This window comes from Pseudomonas sp. Bc-h (assembly GCF_002080045.1).
Taxonomy (GTDB): Bacteria; Pseudomonadota; Gammaproteobacteria; order Pseudomonadales; family Pseudomonadaceae; genus Aquipseudomonas.
On sequence record NZ_MUIN01000013.1, the window covers coordinates 85,350 to 108,141 of the forward strand.

The following is a 22,792-nucleotide window of genomic DNA, read 5'->3' on the forward strand; positions in this document are numbered from 1 at the left end:
CGTCAGGAGATTGCCATGTACAAAGACTACCCAGCCGCTTACCAGGTGAGCAAAGGCGCGGCCTTGCAGGTCGATACTGCGTTCTATGAACGTATTCGCGAAGGTCGGGACCGCCGCACGCTGGTCGAACAATTCGAAGTGCCGATTCGCACCGGGCGGGCGTGGAAGGTCAAGGCTGGCCAGGTGTTTCGCGTCACCACGCCGGTCGGCCCGCAGGTCGGTGACTTCAACGTCTGGAACGCCAATGACCCGCGGGAACGCATGTGGGCGGCACGTACCCGCCAACTGCAAGGCGCGCATGTCACCACTCACGACCGTCTGTGGTCGAACCTGCCGTTTCTGCGGCCGATGGTCACCATCACCGATGACAGCCTGGCCGGTTACGGCATCGACGAACACGGCGGTCGTCTGCACGACTTGCTCGGCACCCGCTGCGACCCATACGTGAACAAGATGCTCACTGGTGAGGACTTTCATCATCACTGCCATTCCAACCTGACCCGCGCGGTGCTGCCCCACGGCCTGACCGAGTTCGACGTGCATGACGTGTTGAACATCTTCCAGTGCACCGGTCTGAACCATGACGACATGTACTTCATGAAAGCCTGCCCGGCGCAGAAGGGCGACTACCTGGAGTTCTTCGCTGAAATCGACCTGTTGTGCGCGCTGTCGACCTGCCCGGGTGGCGACTTGTCGCTGCCGATGTGGGGCCCGCAAGCGCAGGACCCGCTGAGCGTCTGTCGTCCGCTGGGCGTGGAAATCTACGACGTGGACACCACCTTGCTGCAGGGCTGGGAGCAACCGAAACGCGCCGAGTACAACGGGCTGCACGGCTTGAAGATCGCCAAGGCGGATTGGGAAAAATAACCAGCCCGCTGCGGACCGTCCCTTGAGTCAGCGCTTCTGCAGCCACCCCAGAAAGTTGTTCTTCTTGATCACCACCGGTTTGCGCAGCAACACATGCTGGCTGCTCTGCTTGCGAATGGCCTGCAGCTTGTTGAGGGCGGTGGTGATGTCCGCACGGTGCTCCATGCACTTGCGAGTGGCAGCTTTTTCGATGCGGTAGATGACGCAGGAGGTGAGGGCGATGAAGCGTGCCTCGGACGGCGTATCGTCGAGGACGCTCTGTTCGCCCATCACTTCGCCCGGGCCCATGCGCCCGGCCTCGACCATGGCGTTGCCGTCCGGAATGTTCGCTGAGACGACGCCGGTGGCGATGACCAGCAGCCCGTCGGTGACTTCCCCCAGTTCGATGATGGTCTGCCCGGTGGCGTACTCGCGGGCGACCATGGCCTGCGCCAGTTCAGCCTTCTCATCGGCGGAGCTGGTGCGAAAGATCTTCACTTCATCGAGCAGAGCGCGAGGCCGCGAGACCGCTTCGGCAGTGGTTTCCGATTGCCAGGCGATGCCCGCCGCTTCCAGGTGCCGGTAGGCCAGATCGAACAGCAGGTTGCGCACATCGCTCTTGGTGCCCAGATCACTGATGAAACCGGTGACCGAATATTCGATGGTGGTCGGGCTGGTGTCCTTGACTACCGCCCGCGGCCTTGGCGTTTGCAGCAGCGCGCTACAGCCCTGTAGCGCCCGCTCCAGCGCATCCAGCACGCGGCGCGGCCGAATGTGCGGCGACATCATGATGTTGATCGACACGCCGTGAATATTGACCGGTCGGCTCAAGTTGACGATTTTCGCCTTGGCCGCCACCGAGTTGGGGATCACTACCATGGTCCCGACCCCGGTCAGCAGGTGCGTGGCGCGCCAGTCGATGTCCATGACCTTGCCTTCCATGCCGTCGATGGAAATCGAGTCGTCGACCTGATAGGGCTTGGTGGTATTGAGGATGATCCCGGAAAACACATCGGCCAGCGTGCTTTGCAACGCCAGACCGACGATGATCGCCATCGCCCCGGATGTCGCCAGCAAACCTTTCACCGGCAGCTGCAACACGTAACCGGCTGCAGCCACGATGGCGATCAGGAAGATCACCGCGCCAATCACTTCCTGCAACAGACGCCCGCTGTGCCCAACCCGCCCGGTCAGCAACAGGCCCAGTAACACCGTGAGGGTACGGGCGGCGTACATCCACCAGACGATGGCCAGTGCCGTGGCGCCGAACTGCAGCGCGCTGTTATCGGGCCAGGCCGGCGCTTCCAGCGGGCTGATGCCGGCGTTGATGATCACCAGGCTGAAAGCGATGAACCCGCCAAGGCGAATGGCGATGCGGGTCATCCGGTTGCGATCGGCCAGCAGATGCCAGGCGATCACATCGGCCAGCAACAGAAGCAGGCTCCAGGCCAGCGAGTAATGGGGGACAGCTGTCGACATTGAGGGATATCCGCTAGAAAGATGCAGGTCGCCGTGGCACGCGCGCAGCGGATGGTAGGGACTCTGAGGGCAGGATGTCTATAACGGATGGGGCGTCTGTCCCGGGCCACGCGGGCGTGCGCAAAACAAGCACATTGCTTCAATCCCGACATTCTTGTCAGTCGCACTATCGAGCGCCTCTCTCTCCAGTGCTTCGAGGCTTCTCATGCGTTCATCCCTGCTTTTTCTGACTGGCAGCATCGGCCTGGCTCTGGCCTTGGGTTCAGCCGTGGCCGCCGCGCAACCACCGGCCCAGCAGAAAACCCAGGCGCCGGGTTATTTTCGCCTGGCGGTAGGCGAATACGAAGTCACGGCCTTGTTCGACGGCTACAACGATTTGTCCCCCAAGCTGCTCAAGGGCATGAAGCCCGAGCAGATTCGCGCGATGCTGGCCCGGCACGCCATCGAAACCCCCGGCGTCCAGACTGCGTTCAACGCCTTTCTGATCAACACCGGCAAAAACCTGATTCTGGTGGACACCGGCGCCGGGCAGTGCATCGGCGAAACCGCCGGCATGCTCTCGCAGAACATGAAAGCGGCGGGGTATCAGCCCGATCAGGTCGATACCATCTTGCTTACCCACCTGCATCTGGATCACGTGTGCGGGCTGGTGGATGCCAACAAACAGCCGATCTTCGCCAATGCGACGGTGTACGCAGCCAAGCCTGAGGCCGACTATTGGCTCGACCCGAAAGCGTTGACACGTGTTCCGGAGCAGGCCAGACCGTTCTTCAAGATTGCCCAGGAATCGACTGCGCCGTACATCGCGGCGGGGCGTTTCAAGACCTTCAACCCGGGCGATGCGCCGGTCGCCGAAGTGCGCACCACGCTGGAAGCCGGGCACACGCCGGGCAGCACCACCTACCAGTTCACTTCCAAAGGCCAGAGCATCCTGTTCATCGGTGATCTGGTGCATAACCTCGCCGTGCAGTTCGAGCACCCCGAAGTGAGCATCGCCTTCGATGAAAACAGCAAGAACGCCATCGCCAGCCGCGACACGGTGTTCACCAGCGCGGCCAGCAGCAAAATCTGGGTTGCCGCCGCGCACTTGCCGTTCCCTGGCACTGGCCACATCGAAAGCGTCAGCAAACACTTCCAGTGGGTGCCGGTGGAATACGGGCCGTATCAGCGTGCGGCGCATGTGCCTTTGATCGATTGAGCACAGCCGTACAAGTCAGGCGATGGCGGTATAGCTAGATTTTTCGCTCGATAACCGTGAATCCTGAGAGGCCCGACCATGAAGCGAAAATCGCTCTGGGCATTATCGCTGATCGCATTGATCGGCCTGGCTGTGTGTGCGGCAATGATGTGGCGCCCCTCTATTGCCCCCCTCGACAAACCGGCGATGGCGGACGCCGCCAGTGTCGAGCGCGGTGCCCGGGTCGTGGAGCAGGGCGACTGCGCCGTCTGCCATACCCGACCCGGCGGCGCTTACATGGCGGGCGGTCTGCCGTTGGTGACGCCGTTCGGGACGCTGTACACCACCAATATCACCCCGGATCGTGAAACCGGCATCGGCGCCTGGCCACCGGAGGCGTTCGTGCGGGCCATGCGTAAAGGTGTCTCCCGCGACGGGCATTTTCTCTATCCGGCGTTCCCCTATGTGCACTACAGCCGAATGTCCGACACCGACATTGCCGACGCCTATGCCTATTTGATGAGCGTCGACCCGGTGCGGGCCCGTGCGCCGGAAAACCACATGATGTTCCCGATGAACTTCCGCCCGCTGGTTTCGTTCTGGAATCTGCTGTTCCTGCGCAATGACCCGTTGGTGGACGTGCCAGGGCAGTCGGCCATGTGGAATCGCGGCCGTTATCTGGTCGAAGGTGCCGGTCACTGTTCGTCCTGTCACACACCGCTGAATTTCATTGGTGGCGAGAAGGCCAGTGAGCATCTGGCCGGTGGGCTGGTGGACGGCTGGCACGCGCCGGCGCTGACCGGCATGGCGCAGGCCGCCAATCCGTGGTCTGCGCCGCAACTGGTCGCCTACCTCAGAGGTGAGGTGGCCGATCATCACGGCGGCGCCGCCGGACCGATGTTGCCGGTCAGCCTGAGCATCGCCCAGCTACCCGAGGAGGATGCGCAGGCCATGGCCGATTACATTCTGAGCCTTCGCGGCGCTGGCGCAAAAGCGGGTCCCGATTGCGCTGCCAGCACCTCGGCCGTGCCCGACAACGCAGCGGGTGCGGCGCTCTTCGTCGGTGCCTGCGCCGGCTGCCATGGTGGCGGGGCGCCGATGCGCACGGTCGACGGACGCCCGGGTCTGAGCGTCGTTTCGGCAGCGACTGCTGACACTCCGCGCAACCTGATAAAGACCCTTCTCGAAGGCATTCCAATGTCCCCCCGCGCACCGAGCCATTACATGCCGGCATTTGCCGATTCACTGGACGACTCGCACATCGCCGCGCTGGCTGGCTATCTGCGCAGTCAGGCCTGTGCCGCGCAACCCTGGGCGGACCTTGAAAAGACCGTGACCACTATTCGTCAGGAGGGCGCGTCGAAATGATCACCTTGAACGTCAATGGCAAGGATCATCAACTGGACATCGATCCCGACATGCCACTGCTGTACGCCCTGCGTAATCATCTGCAGCTCAATGGCGCCAAATACGGCTGCGGTCTCGGCCAATGCGGCGCCTGCACGGTCATGGTCGGCGACAAACCGGTGTTTTCCTGCCTGTTGCCCGCTGAGGCTGCGTCCGGCAAAGCGGTCAGGACGGTAGAGGGTCTTGGCAGCGCCGAGAAACCGGGCACGCTGCAAAAGGCGTTCATCGAGCAGCAGGCTGCGCAGTGCGGCTATTGCATCGCCGGAATGATCATGCGCGCACAGGCGCTGATCGAAGAGGTGGCCAATCCCAGCGACGAGCAGATTCGCGAACACATGGCGCCCAATCTCTGCCGTTGCGGCACCCACCTGCGGATCTTTTCCGCAATCAAGGCGGTGATCGCCAGCGGGGTGAAGCCATGAGCCGTTCGCAGGAGACAGTGGACCAGAGTCGTCGCGCGTTCCTCATCAATGGCGCGCTGGTGGTGGGGTTTGCCATGGTCCCCGGCGCCGGTCGCGCGTTTGCCGACACGGAGGTCGACACCTTGGGCACCCAGGTGCTGGCGCCCGATCTTCCGGGCAGCCTGCGCACCAATCCGTTTCTCGATGCCTGGATACGCATCGACGAAAAAGACGGCATCACCGTTTACACCGGTAAGGTCGAGCTGGGGACCGGGGTCAGGACTGCACTGCTGCAAGTGGCGGCCGAGCGTCTGGACGTTGCGCCCCAGGCCATCCGCTTCTTGACCGCCGACACTGCGCTGACGCCCAACGAGGGCTATACCGCTGGCAGCCACACCATGTTCGACAGTGGTACGGCGTTGTTCAATGCCGCCGCTCAGGTGCGGCAGTTGTTGCTGGAGTCCGCAGCCCGGCAGTGGGCTCAGCCGGTCGAAGCGCTGAGTACCCGCGACGCGGTGGTTCATGGCCGCGACGGCCGTTCGATGACGTACGTTCAGGCCGTGGCGGGTGTTCAGCTACACCGTTACGCGAGCAAGGATTCACCGCCCAAACCTGCCGACAGCTTCACCCTGATCGGGCACTCGCTGCCACGTCTGGACATTCCCGCCAAGGTCAGCGGCGGCGCCAGTTACGTGCAGGACATGCGTCTGCCGGGCATGTTGCATGCGCGGGTCATTCGTCCGCCCAGACGCGGCAGTCGGTTGCTGGACATCGATCAGGCGGCTATCGAGCAGATGAGCGGCGTCATCAGGCTGGTTCGCGATGGCAGCTACCTGGCGGTGGTCGCCGAGGATGAATGGCAGGCGATCAAGGCGATGCGCAAGGGTTACGAACTGGCCCGATGGTCGAACGGCGACCCGATACCCGACTCGCGAGACATTCATCAACTGCTCACCGAATTGCCCGCCCGGCGTTACCCCATCACCAACAAAGGCACGCCGGATGCGCCGGCGCCGCACGGCTGGAAGTCCAGAGTCACCAAGCAATACCTGATGCACGGCTCCATCGGCCCTTCGTGTTCGGTCGCCTGGTTCAAGGAAGGCCTGCTCACCGTATGGACCCACACTCAGGGCGTATATCCGTTGCGTGCGGGGATCGCCGAAATGCTCGGGCTGCCGATGGCGCAGGTGCGCTGCATTCACGTCGAGGGTTCCGGGTGCTACGGGCACAACGGTGCCGATGACGCCGCCGCCGATGCCGCGCTGATCGCCATGGCGATGCCAGGCAAACCGGTGCGCCTGCAATGGATGCGCGAGCAGGAGAACCTGTGGGAACCCTACAGCTCGGCCATGCGGGTCGAGCTGGACGTGGGGCTGGATGATTCCGGCCGCTTGCAGCGCTGGAATACAGAACTGTGGACCACGCCGCACAACGAACGCATCGTCAACGCCGGGCGCCTGATGCCTGCCTGGTTGCTGGCCAGACCCTTCACGCCGGCGCCTTCGGTGCCGATTGCCCAGCCCGAAGGCGATGGTGATCGTAACGTCGTGCCGCTGTATGACGTCGCCAGCAGCCGCATCAACATGACCTTCGTCACGCAGATGCCATTCCGCACCTCGGCGATGCGCTCACTGGGGGCGCACATCAACGTTTTCGCCATCGAAAGCGCGATGGATCAGCTGGCGGTTCAGGCCGGGGCCGATCCGGTGCAGTTCCGTCTGCAGAACCTCAGCGACCCGCGCGCCCGGGCGGTGATCGAGAAAGTCGCGAAGGCCTTCAACTGGCCGCAAAAGGCGGCCGGGCCCGGCAGCGGTATCGGTTTCGCCTTCGCTCGCTACAAGAACATCATGGGTTACTGCGCCATCGCCGTTCAGCTGCACGTGCAGCGCCAGACCGGAGACGTGATCATCGACCGGGTGGTGACCGCCGTGGACGTCGGGCAGATCGTCACCCCAGACGGGCTGCGCAATCAGGTCGAGGGCGGCATCGTGCAGTCCGCCAGCTGGACACTCTACGAACAGGTGGACTACGACGCCGGGGGCGTGCGCAGTTATGACTGGAGCGGCTATCCGATCATTCGCTTCCCGGCCTTGCCGAAACAGGTTGAAGTGCACTTGATCGATCAACCCGGGCAAGCGTTTCTCGGGGCGGCTGAAATCGTTCAGGGGCCCATGGCTGCGGCGCTGGGCAATGCCATGAGCGAAGCGTTGGGCAAACGCCTGCAGGCGTTGCCATTGGCGCGCAAAGGCTGGCAGCAGCGAATATAGCTCGCGCAAAGCGAAAAGCCCTGAAGCGAGGCTTCAGGGCTTATGTGCGAAACGGGCCCAACGGTCGATCAGTCGACCTGTGATCGTTTCAGGTTGATCAGTACAAACACCACCAACGCCAGCACCGGCAACCCCGCGCCGAGGGCGATCACGCCTTCCCAGCCGTGACGCTCGTAAAGCCCGCTGGCCAGCGCCGAACCGATGGCGCCACCGACGAAGATGCTGGTCATGTACAGCGCGTTCAAGCGTCCACGGCTGGCCGGGTCCAGCGCATAGATCGCCCGTTGCCCCAGCACCATGCTCATCTGCACCGCGAAATCCAGCAGCACACCGGTAATCGCCAGGCCGATGACGCTGTAGCCCGGTTTGCTCAAGCCCAGCAGAAACGCCACAGGGGCAAGAATCAGTGCGATCAGTGATGCCCGTTGCGTCAGACCTGCGTCGGCCAGGCGACCGGCAATGGGCGCGGCAATGGCACCGATGGCACCGACCAGAGCGAACAGCGCGATCTGGCTTTGTGACAGACCATAATGCCGCGCCAGTTCAACCGGTACCGCCGTCCAGAACAGGCTGAAGGCGGCGAACAACAAGCCTTGATAGAGCGCCCGTTGGCGCAACACGGCATGCCGCCCCATCAGCGTTACCAGGGATTTGAGCAATTGGCCGTAAGAGGCTTTGTGATCCGGTACTCGCCGAGGAATGGTCAAGGCCAGTACCGCGATGATCGCCAGCATCACCACCGCTGCGTACATGAACACCGCACGCCAGCCGAAGTGGTCGGCCACCAGACTCGACAGCGGCCGCGCCAGCAGAATCCCCAGCAGCAGACCACTCATGATATTGCCGACGACCTGACCGCGTGACTGTTCCGGGGCCAGATGCGCGGCCAGCGGAATCAACATCTGCACCGACACCGAACTGAAACCGACGATCAGCGACACCAGCAGAAAACCGTTGGCATGCTCCATGGTGGCTGCACCCAGGAGACTGGCCGCGGCGACCACAGCGGTGGCGATCATCAACCTGCGGTTTTCGATCAGGTCAGAAAGGGGCACCAAAAACAACAGGCCGAGGGCATAGCCCACCTGGGTGAGGGAAACGATGAGGCTGGCGCTGCTCGCAGAAAGGCCTAGATCCGGCGCAATCAGTTCAACGATAGGCTGGGCGTAATACAGATTGGCGACGATGGCGCCGCAGCAGAAGGCGAACAGCAGCACCATGGCGCGGGTCAGTTCCCGGGCCGGTGCCTGCAGCGTGGAGGTCAGCGGAGTGGTCATGGCGGTCTGCTCATGTCAGTGGCAAGGGGCGGATCGACCGGTGAGGTCATCCAGTGCCAGCGAAGTTAGAGCAGTCGGCACCCTTGGAGAATGGGCCGAGAACGCAAAAGGGTATTGCCCCCGACGCAACGACATAAGCCTTTATCGCCGGCCGGACATCTGTTGATAATGGGTTCACACAGTGCACAAAGATTGCAGGCTTAGAGCGATTACTGCCAAGTAACTACCCCTACGGATAATATCGGTTAACGTTTTTTGCTGATTAGATGGGCACTGACTAAAAATGGATCTGCTGCGTTGTACGGCCACGCAAGCGATAGACGCTGCGTGACTGTCGGCGAATTCAGGGCGTGCGAATCCACTCTAAGGACTGCGTGAATAAGATGATAAGTCTCGGTCAGGCTACCGTGTCCCTGGAACTCAGGGATGTCTTCAAAGACGGCGTTGCCCTGCGTATTGGCACCCGCGCCTTCGATATTCTCGAACTGTTGATTCGCCAACAGGGGCAACTGGTGACCAAGGAGCAGATCCTGCAGCGGGTCTGGCCGGACACGGTCGTCGAGGAAAACAACCTGCAAGTGCATATCTCGGCACTGCGCAAGGCGCTGGGGAGCGACCGCGACCTGATCCGCACGATTCCCGGCCGGGGTTATCTGTTGCTGGGTAGCGAGGTTTGTGCGCAAGGCGCATTGCTCGAAGAGACACAAACATTGCATTCGCCGGTCGGAGTGCAGCGGCTTCCGGCAGCGGTCGATCTGGTCGGGCGCGAAACCCTGCTGGACGAGATCAACGCCGCATTGAGCGACCCTCGGGCGTTCATCACCTTGACGGGCCCTGGCGGTGTGGGCAAGACCAGCCTGGCGGTGGAACTGGGGCGGCAACGGCTCGACGCCGGTTCGACCCCGGTGTGGTTCGTGGCGCTGGCACAATTCCAGAGCGCCGAATCATTGCCACAGGCATTGGCTGCTGCGCTGGGAGTCGACAGTGGCAGTGCTGATCCCCTTTTGCCATTGATCATGCAGCACCTGGCCCGGCACCCCGGGCTGATCATCCTCGACAATTGTGAGCACCTGATCGATGAAGTCGCCGGGCTGGTGGAGGTCTTGTTGTCCGGCGCATTCAGCGTGCAGATTCTCGCGACCAGCCGCGAGCCGTTGCGGATTGCCGGTGAGCGCAGCCTTCAGGTGCCGCCACTGACTGCGCCTGCGCCGGACGCAACCCGTGAAGCCATCCTGCATTGCCACTCGGCCCAGGTGTTTCTGCGGCACTGGCGAGCGCTGGATTGCCAGGTGGCGAGCACGGCCGATGGCGAACTCGACGACTACAGCATCGAGCTGGTGGGTGAGGTCTGCCGACGGCTCGATGGCATCCCGTTGGCGCTGGAAATGGCGGCCGCCCGCGCCTGTGCGTTGGGCCTTTATCAATTGGTCGGGACGCTGGATGACAGCGTGCACCTGCTGTCGGCCAGCTTGCGTACCGCGCCGCCGCGCCAGCAAACCCTGCAATCCTCGCTGGCCTGGAGTTATCGGCTGCTCAGTCGCGATGAGCGTACCGTGCTGCGGCAGTTGGCCGATCTGGAAGGGCGCTTCACCCTTGAACAGGCCTGCACTGCATTGCAATGCGCGACGCTGGCGCGCTCCTGCATCATGGACTGCATGGTGCGGCTGGCCACCAAGTCGCTGTTGATGGTGTCGGCTCAAGGGCCGTTCCGCTTTTACCGGATGCTGGCGGCAACCCGTACGTGCCTGCGCATCGGTCAGACTCAGGAGCTGGCCGGCGATACGTTCAAACCAGATCCGAGAAGCCGAGAAATTCCATCGTCAATGGCCAGCTTGCAGGCCAGCAGGGCTACGCCGATTGGTCCTGACGGGTATCATGCCCGACATCAGAGAGCCTTGGCGGCTGGCCGCTGAACCGACGGAAGTGTTTATGAGAGCGACACCCAGGGTGTATGTGGTCGATGACGATGCAGCCATCCGCACCGCACTGCAGCGTCTGCTGCATTCGGAAGACATTGCCTGCCGCACGTTTGAAAGCGCCGAGGCGTTTTTGGCGCAACCCGTGGAGGAGGCGCCGAGCTGCCTGCTGCTGGACGTCAATCTGGCGCAGGGCACCGGTTTCGACCTGCAGGACGAGTTACAGCTTCGAGGGCTGCATTTCCCGATCATTTTCATGACCGGCTACGGCACCATCGCCATGTCGGTGAAGGCGATCAAGGCCGGCGCAAGGGAATTCCTGACCAAGCCCTTCGAGCCCGAGCAACTGCTGGATCTGGTGCGCGAAGCGCTGGCCAGCGACGCGCTCAATCTGACCGAGCGCTGCCTGACCTGCAACGTGAAAGCGCGCTTCAACAGCCTGACCCCCAGAGAGAAAGAGGTCATGGCGTTGCTGGTCACCGGCAAGATGAACAAGCAGATTGCCGTGGAACTGGGCACCAGCGAGGTCACCGCCAAGGTTCACAAGAAGCACGTCATGACCAAGATGGACGCGCGCAATGTCATCGAGTTGTTGAAAATGCACCAGCGCATGAGTGCGTCGGCAGAATGATCCCCAACGATCCGCAGGGTCAGCCCCTCGACGCACGGGCCGAGCAGCCCTTCGCCATCGAGCGTTTTTTGCAGTTGGCCACAGGTGCTGCGGCGGCGCTGGCCGAGCTGCATGCCAGCGGTCGGCTGCATCGCGATATCAAGCCCTGCAATCTGCTGGAAGGTGCCGACGGGGTCGTGCGCCTCGGTGGTCTGGAGTTGAGTGTCGAGGCTGACCCGTCGGGCTTCCCGCCGGTGTCGGATTCGATCTGCGGCACGCTGGCGTATATGGCGCCGGAGCAGGCGCGCCGTGTCGATCGCCGCGCTGACCAGCGTAGCGATCTGTATTCCCTGGGCATGACCTTTTACGAGTGGCTGGCCGGGCGCTTGCCCTTTGACGCTGCGGATGCGCTGGAATGGGTGTACAGCCATGTCGCCCGCCGACCGCCGGCCTTGAGCCTGTTTCGCGGCGACATTCCACCCGCGCTGTCGCAGCTGGTGTTCAGGCTGATCGCGAAAAACCCCGACGAGCGTTATCAGAGTACTGCCGGTCTGCTGGCCGATCTGCGCTCGTGTCGATGCCAGTGGCAACAGTTCCAGGACATTCCCGATCTGGGCTTCGATCAAAGTGCTGAGCATCGTGAAGCGCAGCGCGACAGTCAGGCGCGCCAGCAGCAAGCTGTGCTCGACGCCCACGCGTCGATTCCCATTCCCGACGGGCAGGGCACGCTCGATCTCGCTTCGGTGTTGAAGGCGACTCAGGATCTGGCCGACGAAACGCGACAGGAGCGGCTGGTGGAAATGCTGGCGCACTTGCAGCAGCAATTGCTGGAAGAAAACGCCCGTCGTCAGGACATCGAAGCCGCCCTGCGTAACGCTCGGGCGCGACTGGCTCAGGTTTCTCAGGCCACGGCGATGGGAGAACTGGCGGCCTCGATTGCCCACGAAATCAATCAGCCGCTGGCGTCCATGGTCTCCAACGCCGCCGCCAGCCTGCGCTGGCTTAGCCGCGAGACGCCGAACATCGAGGAAGCGCTTTGCGGGCTGCGCGACATCGTGCAGGACGGCAGGCGCGCCGGGGCGATCGTCAATGCCTTGCAATCGCTGGCGCAACAGGGCGAGCAGCACCGGCGACAATTGCTGATCAACGACGTTATTCGCCATGTGGTGGCCCTGACTCAGGCGGAGGTCGAGCAGCACCGCGTGTTGATGACCACCCACCTGACCCGCTCGCCGTTACTGGTTTACGGTTCGAGCCTGCAATTGCAGCAGGTGGTGCTGAACCTGATCCTCAACGCGCTGGACGCCCTGAGCCCCGGTGACCAGGTGCTGAGGCGGCTGTCGATCACCAGCGAGGTGGTGGGCAGCGAATACCTGGTGGTCAGCATCGAAGACAGCGGGCCGGGGATCGAGGTCGAGCATCTGGACAAGGTGTTCAACGCCTTCTTCACCACCAAGGACAAAGGCATGGGCATGGGGCTGGCGATCTGTCGCTCGATCATCAATGCCCATGGCGGCCAGCTGCACGCCATGCCGGCCCGTTACGGCGGCGCGACGTTCGTGTTTACGCTGCCGGTGGCGGGTTAGATTCAGACCTGCCTCAGGTTATGGGCTGGATGTTCCGGCCCCATCGCGACCATCGTGCCTGCGGTTGCTCCCACAGGGGGGCTGTGTTTGCCATCTGGTTATGGGCTGGATGTTCCGGCCCCATCGCGACCGTCGTGCCTCCGGTTGCTCCCACAAGGGCCTGTGTTTGCCTCTGGTTATGGGCTCTCTGATCGAACCGCTGCTACTTAATCCGCATTGGGTCTGGCTGAGCGAAGTGCCTTCTTGACGAGATTCGGCATTGCTGGCTCACGCTGCAGGTCTGTTGCCATGCACAAAACCTGTGGGAGCTTGCGCAGGTTACGACGCTGGCGAATGCGTAGGTTCGGCTTGCAGAGATCGATTGGATGTCCCGGCCCCATCGCGACCGTCGTGCCTGCGGTTGCTCCCACAGGGGGCTGTGTTTTCTTTAGGTCATGTGCTGGCTGAGCGAAGCCAATGCCTCAATACGGCCATTTGGACTCCAGCAGGCGTTCGCAAAACCCGACCTTTAGATGCAGATCATGGAACGACAGGACATCGGCATTAATCGTCCCTAAGGTACTTTGTGGTCGGTGCATCTGACCGCGGGCCAGGGTGTGCAGCAGCTTGATCTTGAACCCCGGCTCCCGGGGAAATGCGCTGAGCACCCGGGCCAGCACGCCGGGGCATAGTGCCTTGCAATGGACACCGAACAGATCGGTTTCCACTGCCGCCGACAGCAGCGCGGGCAGGGCGGGCTTGTGTTGCGGAATGCCGGGGGTGGTGTGTAGCGCGATGGCGTCCCAGACCTGAGCGATGTCCTCCGGACAGCGGCCGTAGCCACAGAGAAACTCGGCGGCGGCATCGGCGCTGTCGACCTCGAAGCGCTGCTGGGAATGCCGATAAAGCGCGGTCACGCCAATGCGCAGAAACAGCGCGGCGATGTACAGCAGATCGGGGTCGTGGCGCAGTTCGTGGCTTTTGCCCAGCAGGCTGGCGAACACAAAAGTACGCAGGGCTGCATCGAACAGCAGCCCGGATTGGGTCTCGCGCATCAACTCGGTCGCCGCGCGTGCCATCGCGCTGTCAGGGATCGAGATACCAGCAACGTATCGGGTGGTCACTTGCGTCCCTCGCAGCGAACCGTGCCTTACAGACAGAGGGTTGACCATAGTCCCGTCCGTCGACGGTGTCCTTGTGGCGATCCTTAAAACTTCTTAAAGCCTCTGCAACGCCGCTTTTCAAGGGGTTGAATTATTAACCATTCAGAACATTTAATGCCGGGAAAAGGACTTTAAGGTCTCGCCGAACCAGACTCCATAGACGCCCCCTCGTGAGCTGGAGAGCCTGGAATGAATGCCATCAACCCGTCAGTGTTTCGTGCGCTGCTGGCCTCCCTGCGGTCGTTGCCCACCGATGAACCCGAGCTGCTCGAGCAGGTCGTTCGCGAGTTGTCGGCGCATCTCACCTCCGGCGCCGAGCTCAAGCACGCACAGCCTTGCGCCGAAAAAGTCGCCTTGTCGCCGTGGCAGGAGCGGCGGGCCAAGGAGTTGATGTCCAGCCAGATGGACAAGGGTCTGTCGATTGCCGGCATCGCCAGCGAGTGTTCGCTGTCGCGCAGTCATTTCTCCCGCGCCTTCAAGAAAAACACCGGCCTGTCTCCCCGCGACTGGTACCTGCAGATGCGCCTGGACAAAGCCAAGGGCCTGTTGAGCGACTCGGGGCTGACCATTTCCCAGATCAGCCTGGACTGCGGCTTTGCCGATCAGTCGCACTTCACCCGAGTGTTCACGCGCGTGATCGGTGTGACTCCGTTCAACTGGCGTCGCTCAATGGCTCAGGCGCTGGCGTGCTGCGCGGATTGAAATCTCCCAGCGCATCCGACTAATTCTCAGCGTCTGACGCCCAGCCTTCGCGAGCAAGCTCCCTCCCACGATGGACCTCGGTTTACCAGGCACCTTCGTATCGCCTGACTGAGACGTCGACCACATTAGTCAATATCACCGCGACCCCACGTGGGAGGGAGCTTGCTCGCGAAGAGGCCGATACATCCGGCCAATTTTCAGCGTCTGACGCCCAGCCTTCGCGAGCAAGCTCCCTCCCACGATGGACCTCGGNGAGGGAGCTTGCTCGCGAAGAGGCCGATACATCCGGCCAATTTTCAGCGTCTGACGCCCAGCCTTCGCGAGCAAGCTCCCTCCCACGATGGACCTCGGTTTACCAGGCACCTTCGTGGCGTCTGACTGAGACGTCGACCACATTAGTCAATATCACCGCGACCCCATGTGGGGAGGGAGCTTGCTCGCGAAGAGGCCGATACATCCGGCCAATTTTCAGCGTCTGACGCCCAGCCTTCGCGAGCAAGCTCCCTCCCACGATGGACCTCGGNGAGGGAGCTTGCTCGCGAAGAGGCCGATACATCCGGCCAATTTTCAGCGTCTGACGCCCAGCCTTCGCGAGCAAGCTCCCTCCCACGATGGACCTCGGCTTACCAGGCACCTTCGTATCGCCTGACTGAGACGTCGACCACATTAGTCAATATCACCGCGACCCCATGTGGGAGGGAGCTTGCTCGCGAAGAGGCCGATACATCCGGCCAATTTTCAGCGTCTGACGCCCAGCCTTCGCGAGCAAGCTCCTTCCCACGATGGACCTCGGTTTTACCAGGCACCTTCGTATCGTCTGACTGAGACGTCGACCACATTGGTCAATATCACCGCGACCCCATGTGGGAGGGAGCTTGCTCGCGAAGAGGCCGATACATCCGGCCAATTTTCAGCGTCTGATCCCAAGCCTTCGCGAGCAAGCTCCCTCGTGCAGGATTGTGTGCCAGCCCAACGAGCCGGGCGGTTATCGGCGACGCTTACTTGAGTAGATCCAGCGGGTACTGCACCACAACATACAACCGGTCGATATCGTCGCCGCCCTGAGCATCGTTGCCGCGATGGGAGACGTGCGACACGTTCAGCGACAGGTCCTTGGCGGGGCCTGACTGCACCACGTATTTGAGATCGATGTCGCGCTCCCAGTGCCGCCCGCCCTTGCCCTGAATCGGCTGATAGCTGCCTGTTTCGTCATCGAACGGCTGGTACACCGCGCCCTGTGGCGCATGGGTGCCGTCGATCTGGCTGCCGCGCACATAGCGGGTCATGAAATGCAGGCCCGGGACGCCGAACGCACTGGCATCCAGGTCGTAACGCAGCTGCCAGGACTGTTCGTGAGCGCCATTGAAATCGGCGTACTTGATCGAGTTGGCCAGATAGATCGAGTCGCCACCGACAAAGTCGAACGGCGTGTCGCCATCGATCTTCTGCCAGGCCAGCGTGAAGGCCTGGACGCCAAGGCTGTACTTGGCCGACAGGCTGTAGGCGGTGTTGTCGATGGCCCCGGCGCGTTCGCTGCCCTGATCCAGCGTGCGATAGAGGTTGCTGTCCAGCAGCAGCGAGCTGCCGTCCGAGAGCACATCGAGGTAATGCAGGTTGCCGTAGTACTGGCGCCAGGTGTCGGTGAGCTGCGAGGCATAGACCGAGCCCCCAACCGGCGCACTGCCGGTGGTCTCGACGCCGGCCAGGCTCATCGCACGGCCTCGGGTGCTGGCGCCGTAGCCGTCGAAATCACCATGTGAGGTCGAGGCGTTTTCGTTCTTGAATGCGCTGAAATGCCCGGCGACCAGTTTCAGCCCCTCGATCTCGCGGCTGTCGAGAAACAGGCCGGTGGCGTATTCCGGTTGCAGGCGCTTGTCGCCGGTGTCCAGCACCGGCGTTTCCACTTCCATCTCGCCGATCTTCAGCGTGGTCTTCGACAGCCGCAGTTTCAGCGCGCCACCCGCGTCGGAGTAGTCATCGGCGGCCCGACCTTCGCTGTCCAGCGGCAACAGACCGGTGCCGGCGCGTCCGCGTCCGCTGTCGAGCTTGAGCCCATAGAAACCGTGAGCATCGACGCCGACGCCCAACGTGCCCTGAGTGAACCCCGATTGCAGGTTGGCGATGAAACCCTGTGCCCATTCCTGGCGATAACTCTGGTCAGGGTGGCCGGTGCGGTAGTCGTTTTGCAGGAAGAAGTTGCGCGCCAGCACGTTCAGCGTGGTGTCAGCGAGAAAACCATGCTCACCGTCCTCGGTGGCCGCCATCAGGTCGGAAGAGCAGGCGAGTAACGCCAGGGTCAGCAGGGACAATCGGCTTGCCATCAGACGGCCTTCTAAAGAGTACGGATTCAGACAGCCAATCTGACAGGCGCGCGCCCGCGACGATTGATGTGCTGTGCGCTTTTTAGTCCGAGAGTGCTCTTGCGTCGGAAAAGCCAATCGCCGCGCAGACAGCACATTCGTTCAATTCAGATGTGCGTCAGATGTGTATATCTGGGAAGCTTTTGGCAAAAATCTGTATTTCCACGCCCAACCCGGAATCGCTCAATGAATCGCAACGACTTGCGCCGCGTCGACATGAACCTGCTGGTGATCTTCGAATCGCTGATGTTCGAACGAAACCTGACCCGCGTGGCCGAGAAGCTGTTCATGGGCCAGCCTGCGATCAGTGCCGCGCTGGCGCGCCTGCGTGACCTGTTCGACGATCCGCTGCTGCTGCGCAACGGCCGGGCGATGGAGCCGACTGCCCGCGCTCTGGATATTCTCAGGGAGCTGCAACCGGCGCTGGACACCATCTCCGGGGCGGTGAGCCGGGCCAAGGAGTTCGACCCCGCCACCAGTTGCGACGTATTCCGCCTCGGCCTGTCGGACGATGCCGAGTTCGGCCTGTTCCCACCGCTGCTCAATCGACTGCGCGAAGAAGCACCGGGGATCATCGTCGTGGTGCGCCGGGCCAATTATCTGCTGATGCCGGCATTGCTGGCGTCGGGGGAGATCTCGGTCGGCATCAGCTACACCACCGATCTGCCGGCCAACGCCAAGCGCAAGAAGCTGCGCGATATCGGCTGCAAGGTGCTGCGCGGCGATAAACGCCCCGGCACGCTGACCCTGGACGACTACTGCGAGCGCCCGCATACCATGGTCTCGTTCTCGGGCGATCTGAGCGGCAACATCGACATCGACCTGGCCAAGGTCGGGCGGGCGAGAAGGGTGGTGGTCGCAGTGCCCCAGTTCAGCGGCTTGCGTGCGCTGTTGGCGGGGACCGAACTGATCGCCACCGTCCCGGATTACGCGGCCTGCGCGTTGGTTGAAGGCTGCGCGCTGCGTGCCGAAGATCCGCCATTCCCGATCGAGCCTGCGGAACTGTCGATGGTCTGGAGCGGGGTCCACGACAACGACCCGGCCGAGCGCTGGTTGCGTTCACGGATCACCGAATTCATGTCCCAGGAAACCCGCCCGATGCCGTGAGGTGGACTGCTACAGGGTTTGCGTGCCCGATCAGCTCCCACGTCAGAACACGGTGGCCATGCAAAGGCTAATCCTCCTCGATCCGAATCACCTCATCGGTCACGTCTTCCAGTTGCCGCACCACCTGATAAATATGCGCCACCGCCAGCAAGGTCGGGCGGGGGATGTGTTTGCCGGGTTTGACCTTGTACAGCGTGCGCGCCAACCAGATGCTTTGCACCACCGGAATCCCGGCCTTCTTCGCGCGAGCGATCAGCGCCAGCGCGTCGTCGTCTTCGCCTTTGCAGTGGATCAGCGGCAACGGCGTCTGTCCTGGTCGGTAGTACAGCGCCACGGCAAAGTGGGTGGGATTGACCACCAGCATGTCGGCCTCCTCCACCGGCTTGGGCGGTGCGGTCGGGGCCTGGTTCAACAGCTCGTGGGCCAGTTGCCGGCGATGGCCTTTGACGTGAGGGTCGCCCTCGGACTGCTTGTATTCCTTTTTGATGTCTTCATGGCTCATGCGCAGTTTCTTGGCGTGAAAGTACTTCTGCAGTCCAAAGTCGACGATACCGATCACCAGCAACAGACCCAGGGTCGCGCGCAGAATGTGCCGAAACAGTTGCAGCAACGAGTGCCAGTAGGTGGTCAGGTCCGTGTTCGACAACAGGATCAGCGCCCCCAGTGACGGCTTGACCACCGCATACAATGTCGCTGCGATCGCCACCGCCTTGAGCACGCTGAGCAACAGGCTGGTCAGGCTCTGCGCTGAGAACATCTGCTTGGCGTGGGCGAAGGGGTTGAGCTTGTTGATGTCGATCTTCAAGGCCTTGGGCGCGAACAGGAAACCGATCTGCATCCAGCTGCCGACCAGGCGCATCAGCATCGCCATGCCAACGCTGCTGAGAATGAAGCCGATCAGCACCGTCACGCCCTCGCTTGCCACTTGCTCGAGGGTGTGCATGTACGGCTTGCCAATGCCTTGAAACGACAGCGACATCAGGTGCTGCAAGCGCGCGACGCTTTCATCGGCCAGGCTCAGCGTGATCTCGCTGACCACCAGCAACACCAGCAATTTGCTCAGGTCCTGACTCTGTCCCACCTGGCCTTTTTCGCGAGCGTCGCGCAGCTGTTTGGGCGTGGCCTTTTCGGTTTTTTCGCTCACGGCACCGCCACCAGTTGCGTCAGCAGATGCCTGAGGTCAGCCAGTTGCAGAATCTGCCCGTTGCCCAGTTCCAGCAGGGTCGGCAGGTAAATCAGCAGAAACGCGATGCCGGCCATGCTCTTGGCCGGCATGGCGAGAATCGATACGTTCAGTTGTTGGGCGTACAGGGCGATGATCGCCAGCGCGGCTTCGATCAACAGCAGCAGACCAATGAACGGCGCGGCATAGAGCATCATGTGTTGCAGGGTCTGATTCAGCTGTTCGAGAAACACATTCAGCCCGTCGACGGTCATGCCCGGCAGCCAGGCGGTAGGTGGCCAGACCTGATAACTGTCCCAGATCACCTGGGTGATCAACGACAGCCCGCCGGACAGGATCACCAGCATGATCAGGGTTTCCTGAAACAGCTCGCCCAGCGGCGTTGCATCCGGGCCCAGCGCGGGGTTGAGCTGGCCGCCGCTCAATGCGCCGCGCTGGCTGTCGAGCAGTGCGCCGACCGAGGCGAACATCCAGAAGGGCGCGTACAGCAACAGGCCGAGCAACGTCCCCAATACCGCTTCCTTGAGCAGCAATGCGCCGATGGAAAACCAGTCATCCTCGAAGGACGACAGCGCCCGGCTGATCGCTGGCGCCGGGACCATCGACACCACCAGCACCACCGCATAACGCAGCGGGCCCTTGAGGTATTTGAAGCAGAAGGCGGGGACCAGAATCATGCACGGCAGCAATCGCGCCGCTGCCAGGCCCATGCCGAGCATCAGTTCGAACAGCCCCTGAGCGTCGAACGGCATCTAGTGCGGGCCTCCGGAACGGGCAATCAGGTCGAAGGCCATGTTGATGAACTGGATCAGCTCGACCCCGATCCAGCGCCCGGTCATGGCCAGGGTGAGCCCGACGGCGGCCAGCTTGATGCCGAAGGGCAGGGTCTGGTCCTGGATCTGCATCAAGGCCTGCACCAGCGAGGTGATGACCCCGACCAGCACCGCGACACCCAGTGGCGGCGCAGTGAGAATGACCACCAGAAACATGCCTTGCTTGAACAACGCCAACGCTTCCATGACCGCCTCACATGTAGGAGTAGAACAGGCTGTCCAGCAGTCGCGTCCAGCCTTGCACCAGGACGAACAGCAACAGCTTGAGCGGCAGGGAAATGGTCATCGGCGAGACCATCTGCATGCCCAGCGCCAGCAGCAGATTGGAGACGATCAGGTCGATGACGATGAACGGGATGTAAATCAGAAAGCCGATCTGAAACCCCGCCTGCAATTCGGAGAGCACGAAGGCCGGAACCGCGAGCAGCAGGTCGCTTTTGCTGGCTTGATCGGCCATGTCCTTGGGCCACATGCGTTGCGTGTTGTCGAGCAGATGGGCGATCACGTCCGGATCGGTATTGCGGGTCATGAAGCGTTGCAGCGGTTCGATCACCGTGTTGGCACTGGCCTGCAACTTGTCGGTGCTGCCCATTTCCAGCGGATGGTCGTGAACCCGTTGCTGGACTTCATGGGCGACCGGCGCCATGACGAACATGGTCGCGGCCAGCGCGATGCCGTACATCGCCATGTTCGGTGGCACTTGCTGCACCCCGATGGCATTGCGGGTGATCAGCAGGGTCATGGCGATCTTGAGAAAGGCCGTGCAGACGATCAGCAGAAACGGAATCAGCGACAAGGCGCCGAGAACCAGCGCCAGCAGTACCGGGTTCATCCCGTCCATGATCATGCCGGCGTCGCCATCCGGATGATCTGCAGCCCCAGTCGGCCTTCGACGTCCACCAGTTCACCTTCGGCCACCACGCGGTCGCCATGGCAAAGGGTGGCGTAGCCCGGCGTCACGCCGCTGACTTCGAGCACGCTTCCGGCGGCGATTCGGCGCAAATCACCAAGGGTCAGATTCAGGCTGCCGCAACGCAGGGTGAGGGCCATCGGCAGCTGATCGAGCGGGTCGAGGTTCAGCGGCTTTTCAGCCTCAGGGTGTTCGCTCGCAGGTTCCTGCCAATCCGGCTCGGCATGAGTGTGCGGTTGTTCATCCTCGTAGCCGTCAGAGGTCTCGTCGTATTCATTGTCAGGCGCGATGTCCAGTGCTTCGTCGTACAGCGCTTCATTGGCCATGTTCCAGAATTTCCTCGTGGCTGAACTGCACATACAGCTGCCGTTCGTGGCGGTCGGTTCGCACTGCCCATTGCCGTCCCGCCAGATGCAGGCGGCCGCTGCCGTCGCTGTCGAAGTGACAGACCGGCGCCAGTAACACATCGCCCGGTTGCAGCGAAGCCAGTTGCGCCTGGGTCAACGACAGCTCCCCGAGTTCGAGCGGATGGCTCAGCGGCCAGTGGTCGTCGAGCGTTTGCCGATGGGCATCCCAGAGGACGCCATCGAGCAAGCGCAATAGCGTCTCAGGCTCGCCACGGATCAGGCCTGTGAACGACTGATCGCCCAATTGAACCTGAATCCGCAGCGTTGTCAGGGCAGCAGGCAGTGCAGTGATATCGCTGTGTGGTTCGAGAGGGCAAAGCAGTTCCGCGATGGGCGCACTCAAGCGTTGATTGATCGCCTGCCAGTACCAGGGTTGAGTTTCTCCGGCGAGGGTGACCGGGAGTTCGCCCAGCAGATTGAGCAGAGCTTCGGCGTCGCTCAAGCCAATGACGCCGACAGCGCTGGCGAACCAGCTCAGCGGATAGTCGGCCGTTGCATCGCCCTGCAAGGGTCCCAGATTCAATTCGCCGTCGAACCCATGAGCGCTGAACCTCAGGCGCACGCCCGCGCCCAGTCGACGGCTGAGCAGCGCTTCGCGTGCGTTGACCTTACGCAGAGACAGAGCGTTCATGCCCGATCGTCCTCACGAAAGGACAGATCGACGTCCTGTCCCAACGCATCGGCGAGGGCGCTTTCACAGGCGTGTTGATGAGGTTGCAGACGTTTGAGCAGGCCTCTGCGGGCAAAACCCAGTTCGACGGTCCATTGGTTGTCGCGCTTGTTGGCGTTGACCTGAATCTTGCCCAGGTTGGGCATCAGCAACGTGACGCTGAACGGGCCGTCGGGCTGATCCGGCAGGCGCTGGGCCAGTTCATCGATTAACTGCGTCGGTACTCCATCGCTGGGTGGCAACAGGCTGAATCCGCTGCCCGAATACCCCGATTGATCGGTTTTTTCGCCCACCGGCAGCACCAGCAATTGCGAGAAAAACAGGCCGTCAGCGTTCAGGGCTTCTTGCGCAGCCGGTTGGTTCCAGGCAGAGCGCAAGCGATCCGATTCACCGCGGCGCAGATTGCCCAGGGCGGGGCGATTGTCGGCTGTGGCAGCCGGCTCACTCGGTGCGGGACGGGGTTGGACCTGAGGGCGTGGATGAGTCGGGGCTTTGATTGGACTGTTCATGGC

General features: G+C 62.2%; 21 protein-coding genes. 10 read left to right on the plus strand and 11 right to left on the minus strand.

What is annotated here, in order from left to right; all coding sequences use genetic code 11:
• Window positions 1-15 precede the first annotated feature (15 nt).
• Entirely contained in the window at window positions 16-867 is an 852-nt protein-coding gene (locus BWR59_RS25610; RefSeq protein ID WP_081568482.1) for a DUF1989 domain-containing protein, read from the plus strand.
• Window positions 868-894: 27 nt separating this feature from the next.
• Here the strand turns inward: BWR59_RS25610 and BWR59_RS25615 are convergent, their stop codons facing one another.
• Window positions 895-2,325: a mechanosensitive ion channel family protein gene (locus tag BWR59_RS25615; RefSeq protein WP_081568483.1), complete on the minus strand. Its 1,431-nt coding sequence runs from the start codon at window positions 2,323-2,325 to the stop codon at window positions 895-897.
• Window positions 2,326-2,530: 205 nt separating this feature from the next.
• Here BWR59_RS25615 and BWR59_RS25620 point away from each other — a divergent pair, with 205 nt between their 5' ends.
• From BWR59_RS25620 to BWR59_RS25635, 4 genes are all read left to right on the plus strand, one after another.
• Window positions 2,531-3,523 carry an MBL fold metallo-hydrolase gene (locus BWR59_RS25620; RefSeq protein WP_081568484.1) on the plus strand — a complete coding sequence of 331 codons (993 nt, stop codon included), beginning with the start codon at window positions 2,531-2,533 and terminating at the stop codon, window positions 3,521-3,523.
• Window positions 3,524-3,601: 78 nt separating this feature from the next.
• The gene (locus BWR59_RS25625; protein WP_081568485.1) at window positions 3,602-4,870 is read left to right on the plus strand and encodes a cytochrome c; all 1,269 of its coding nucleotides are present in this window, start codon (window positions 3,602-3,604) and stop codon (window positions 4,868-4,870) included.
• Window positions 4,867-5,331 carry a (2Fe-2S)-binding protein gene (locus tag BWR59_RS25630; RefSeq protein ID WP_081568486.1) on the plus strand — a complete coding sequence of 155 codons (465 nt, stop codon included), beginning with the start codon at window positions 4,867-4,869 and terminating at the stop codon, window positions 5,329-5,331. The genes BWR59_RS25625 and BWR59_RS25630 overlap by 4 nt, the downstream gene beginning before the upstream one ends.
• A complete protein-coding gene (locus tag BWR59_RS25635) occupies window positions 5,328-7,577 on the plus strand; it encodes a molybdopterin cofactor-binding domain-containing protein (RefSeq protein ID WP_081568487.1) in 2,250 nt (749 codons plus the stop codon). Before BWR59_RS25630 ends, BWR59_RS25635 begins: the two co-directional genes overlap by 4 nt.
• A 68-nt stretch (window positions 7,578-7,645) precedes the next feature.
• Here the strand turns inward: BWR59_RS25635 and BWR59_RS25640 are convergent, their stop codons facing one another.
• Window positions 7,646-8,854: an MFS transporter gene (locus BWR59_RS25640; RefSeq protein WP_081568488.1), complete on the minus strand. Its 1,209-nt coding sequence runs from the start codon at window positions 8,852-8,854 to the stop codon at window positions 7,646-7,648.
• Window positions 8,855-9,237: 383 nt separating this feature from the next.
• Between BWR59_RS25640 and BWR59_RS25645 the strand changes: the two genes are divergently transcribed.
• The 3 genes from BWR59_RS25645 to BWR59_RS25655 are packed head-to-tail and all read left to right on the plus strand — an operon-like array spanning window position 9,238 to window position 12,966.
• Window positions 9,238-10,767 carry a winged helix-turn-helix domain-containing protein gene (locus BWR59_RS25645; RefSeq protein WP_081568489.1) on the plus strand — a complete coding sequence of 510 codons (1,530 nt, stop codon included), beginning with the start codon at window positions 9,238-9,240 and terminating at the stop codon, window positions 10,765-10,767.
• A gap of 16 nt (window positions 10,768-10,783) precedes the next feature.
• The gene (locus BWR59_RS25650) at window positions 10,784-11,401 is read left to right on the plus strand and encodes a response regulator (protein ID WP_081568490.1); all 618 of its coding nucleotides are present in this window, start codon (window positions 10,784-10,786) and stop codon (window positions 11,399-11,401) included.
• Window positions 11,398-12,966, plus strand: coding sequence for an ATP-binding protein (locus BWR59_RS25655; protein WP_081568491.1), 1,569 nt, complete (start codon window positions 11,398-11,400; stop codon window positions 12,964-12,966). Before BWR59_RS25650 ends, BWR59_RS25655 begins: the two co-directional genes overlap by 4 nt.
• A 461-nt stretch (window positions 12,967-13,427) precedes the next feature.
• Here the strand turns inward: BWR59_RS25655 and BWR59_RS25660 are convergent, their stop codons facing one another.
• Window positions 13,428-14,069, minus strand: a complete 642-nt coding sequence (locus BWR59_RS25660) for a phosphohydrolase (protein WP_230982089.1) — start codon at window positions 14,067-14,069, stop codon at window positions 13,428-13,430.
• Between the two features lie 228 nt (window positions 14,070-14,297).
• Here BWR59_RS25660 and BWR59_RS25665 point away from each other — a divergent pair, with 228 nt between their 5' ends.
• Window positions 14,298-14,810, plus strand: a complete 513-nt coding sequence (locus BWR59_RS25665) for an AraC family transcriptional regulator (RefSeq protein WP_081568492.1) — start codon at window positions 14,298-14,300, stop codon at window positions 14,808-14,810.
• A gap of 998 nt (window positions 14,811-15,808) precedes the next feature.
• Here the strand turns inward: BWR59_RS25665 and BWR59_RS25670 are convergent.
• The gene (locus tag BWR59_RS25670; protein WP_230982092.1) at window positions 15,809-17,074 is read right to left on the minus strand and encodes an OprD family porin; all 1,266 of its coding nucleotides are present in this window, start codon (window positions 17,072-17,074) and stop codon (window positions 15,809-15,811) included.
• Between the two features lie 282 nt (window positions 17,075-17,356).
• Between BWR59_RS25670 and BWR59_RS25675 the strand changes: the two genes are divergently transcribed.
• A complete protein-coding gene (locus BWR59_RS25675; RefSeq protein WP_081568494.1) occupies window positions 17,357-18,277 on the plus strand; it encodes a LysR family transcriptional regulator in 921 nt (306 codons plus the stop codon).
• Window positions 18,278-18,344: 67 nt separating this feature from the next.
• On the opposite strand, the gene sctU is transcribed toward BWR59_RS25675, so the two are convergent.
• Genes sctU through BWR59_RS25710 form a run of 7 tightly spaced genes read right to left on the minus strand, consistent with a single transcriptional unit; the run spans window position 18,345 to window position 22,789 of the window.
• Window positions 18,345-19,421: a type III secretion system export apparatus subunit SctU gene (gene sctU / locus BWR59_RS25680; RefSeq protein ID WP_081568495.1), complete on the minus strand. Its 1,077-nt coding sequence runs from the start codon at window positions 19,419-19,421 to the stop codon at window positions 18,345-18,347.
• On the minus strand, window positions 19,418-20,212 hold the full coding sequence (sctT, locus tag BWR59_RS25685; protein ID WP_081568496.1) for a type III secretion system export apparatus subunit SctT: 795 nt from the start codon (window positions 20,210-20,212) through the stop codon (window positions 19,418-19,420). The genes sctU and sctT overlap by 4 nt, the downstream gene beginning before the upstream one ends.
• Entirely contained in the window at window positions 20,213-20,479 is a 267-nt protein-coding gene (gene sctS, locus BWR59_RS25690; RefSeq protein WP_081568497.1) for a type III secretion system export apparatus subunit SctS, read from the minus strand.
• A 7-nt stretch (window positions 20,480-20,486) separates the two neighbouring features.
• A complete protein-coding gene (gene sctR, locus BWR59_RS25695) occupies window positions 20,487-21,140 on the minus strand; it encodes a type III secretion system export apparatus subunit SctR (RefSeq protein WP_081568498.1) in 654 nt (217 codons plus the stop codon).
• Entirely contained in the window at window positions 21,137-21,529 is a 393-nt protein-coding gene (locus BWR59_RS25700; RefSeq protein ID WP_081568499.1) for a FliM/FliN family flagellar motor switch protein, read from the minus strand. Before BWR59_RS25700 ends, sctR begins: the two co-directional genes overlap by 4 nt.
• Window positions 21,519-22,241: a hypothetical protein gene (locus tag BWR59_RS25705; protein WP_081568500.1), complete on the minus strand. Its 723-nt coding sequence runs from the start codon at window positions 22,239-22,241 to the stop codon at window positions 21,519-21,521. Before BWR59_RS25705 ends, BWR59_RS25700 begins: the two co-directional genes overlap by 11 nt.
• Window positions 22,238-22,789: a type III secretion system HrpP C-terminal domain-containing protein gene (locus tag BWR59_RS25710; RefSeq protein ID WP_081568501.1), complete on the minus strand. Its 552-nt coding sequence runs from the start codon at window positions 22,787-22,789 to the stop codon at window positions 22,238-22,240. The genes BWR59_RS25705 and BWR59_RS25710 overlap by 4 nt, the downstream gene beginning before the upstream one ends.
• Window positions 22,790-22,792 lie beyond the last annotated feature (3 nt).